Genomic DNA, 2,213 nt, shown 5'->3' on the forward strand with positions numbered 1-2,213 from the left:
ACGCCCCCCCCTGACGGTCCCGGCCGCACCTCGCCCGTGCGGAACGGGCGAGACCCCCCCCCAGCGCCCAGCGCAAGACCGAAAGAGAGCACCATGGCTTCCCCCCGGCCTGCCCACGTCCCTGCCCGCCGCCGCGCACGCACGCCGAAGCCCCGGATGGGCGCCGGTCTCCTCGCGGCCGCGATCCTGCTCCTGGCCGCCGCCCCGGCCCAGGCCGTGACCACCAGCTCCACCGGCTGGCACCCCGTCAGCGGCACGGACCGGACGTTCCGCGCGGACAACGGCATCACGCTGAGCTACCACTACTACGCCGAGGGCGTGGACTGGGACCGACCGTCCGGGGCGGTGTTCTACTTCGACGGGGACGGCACGGCCCGCGCCGAGCAGCCCGAGGGACGCTTCGCGACCCGGATGGCCGAGGTCGCTGCCGACACCAACCGGGCCTTCGTGTTCGTCGAGGCCCCGCACGGCACCCGCAGCTGGCGGGCCGGGAACACCGAGGCCACCGCCGAGGCGGTGCGCCAGTTCGCGACCACCAACATCACCCCCACCACCGACGCCGGGGTGCTGATGGCCGGGTACTCCGGGGGCGCGGAGTTCCTCTCCCGGGGCCTGCTGCGCGAGGGCATGGACTGGCTGCCGGCCGGGTCCGGGGCCGCCTTCATCGGCGGGGGCGGCACCTACGGGCAGCCCATCGCCGCGGCCACCGCGGCCACCGACGACCTGGAGCTGACCTGGGTCGTGGGCGACCGGGACGGCGCCTGGGCCACCGACAGCGGTTCCTGGTCGGCCCAGGCGGCCGCCGCTCAGGCCGAGGCCGGGTACCGGGAGGCCGGCTACGACCAGGCCCAGCGGATCACGACCGCCGGGGCCCACACGGACTACGACATTCCTGCCCTCGTCGCGGAGCAGCTGGCCGAGCTCGGGAGGTGACCCCGCCTCCTACGCGGCGGCCGGGCCCGGGCTGGGGGACGAGCGCGCGCTGAGCTCCTCGGCGGTGTCCCGGGCGCGGTGGAGGACCTCCGTGGGCGGGAGCAGCCGCGCGAGAGTGGCGATCCGGTGCGCTCGGTCCGCCCCGAGCCCCTCCCGCACGGTGGCCCGCAACCGCCGGTAGCGTTCGACGTCGTCGCCGGCCAGGCCGGGTGCCGACTCGGCCGACTCGGCGGCGGCGAGGACCAGCTCGGCCGCCTCCGCTCGCCCGGCGGCGGTGAACAGCTCGGCGAGGATCCGCAGCGTGGTCCACAGCTGCGGCCAGTGGCCCCCGCGCCGCTGCAGTTCGAGCAGCGTCAGGGCGAGGTCGAGGGCCTCCGCCTCCCGTCCGGTCCTGGTGAGGGCGGAGAGCAGCGCCACCCGGGCCACGGCCGAGACCTGCTCGGCGCGCACACCGTCGGCCAGCCGCGCCGCCTCGCGCAGGACGTCGGCCGCCGCCTCCGGGTCGGCAGGCAGCAGCACCTCACCGCTCGCGTAGAGCGCGAACGCGACGCGGGACGCCGCACCGCTGCGCTCGGCCCCCCGGCGGGCCGCGGCCGCGTGCTCCTCGGCCTCCCGCACCGCCCCGGCCGCCGCGCACGCCAGCGCCAGGACCGCGTGCGCGTCGGCCGCGTACGCGTCCGGCAGGTGGGGGATCGCCAGGACGTCTTGCCAGCAGCGCGCCGCCTCCTCCCGGTCCCCGGCGTACATGGCCGCGACGCCCAGGGACGCCAGCGCCAGGTACCGCTCGGCCGGCGTCGAGGCCGCCCGCCGGGCGCGGGATCCGAGCCGGCGCGCGCGGGCCGGCTCACCGCGCTCATCAGCGGCGAGCGTGGCGGCCCCGAGCGCGAGCGCGGCGGCCGCGGTCCCGTCGAGGTCGGGGTGCTCCCCGACCCGGAGCGTCAGCTCGGACAGCACCGGGCCCGGGATCCAGTGCACGCACAGCCCGAGGGCCCCGACGACGCGGGCCGCCGGCTCGAGGCACCCGGCCGCGAGGGCACCGGCGACGGCGGCGGCCAGATCGCCCCGGGCGAGCTCGAGCCCGCGCAGCGCCGTGCCGCAGGCGGGCCCGGCCGCCTCGCGGGCGCACCGCTCGGCATGACCGCCCGCCCACCGCCGGAGGGCGGCGGGCGCGCCGTCGTCGGCGCGTTCGGCGGCGAAGGCCCGGACGATCCCGAGCACGCGGTACCGCGTCGCCGCGCCGTCCTCGACGGGGAGGACGAGCGAGGCCTGGACGAGCCGCG

Annotated in this window: 1 protein-coding gene and 1 pseudogene; one reads left to right on the forward strand and one right to left on the reverse strand. The window is 78.5% G+C overall.

What is annotated here, in order from left to right; translation table 11 throughout:
- Window positions 1-93: 93 nt before the first annotated feature.
- Complete coding sequence (locus ACH9D2_RS05265) at window positions 94-933, forward strand: hypothetical protein (RefSeq protein ID WP_396361704.1); 840 nt, start codon at window positions 94-96, stop codon at window positions 931-933.
- A 9-nt stretch (window positions 934-942) separates the two neighbouring features.
- Here ACH9D2_RS05265 and ACH9D2_RS05270 read toward each other — a convergent pair.
- Window positions 943-2,213: pseudogene (locus tag ACH9D2_RS05270) on the reverse strand (hypothetical protein); the annotation flags it as partial.

Origin of the sequence: Kocuria rhizosphaericola, from assembly GCF_044462205.1 — a bacterium.
In the GTDB taxonomy this organism is placed as follows: domain Bacteria; phylum Actinomycetota; class Actinomycetes; order Actinomycetales; family Micrococcaceae; genus Kocuria; species Kocuria rhizosphaericola.

Bases quoted from the DNA above. Each gene is read 5' to 3' on its own strand.
- ACH9D2_RS05265 (WP_396361704.1), top strand. From the start codon at position 94: ATGGCTTCCCCCCGGCCTGCCCACGTCCCTGCCCGCCGCCGCGCACGC.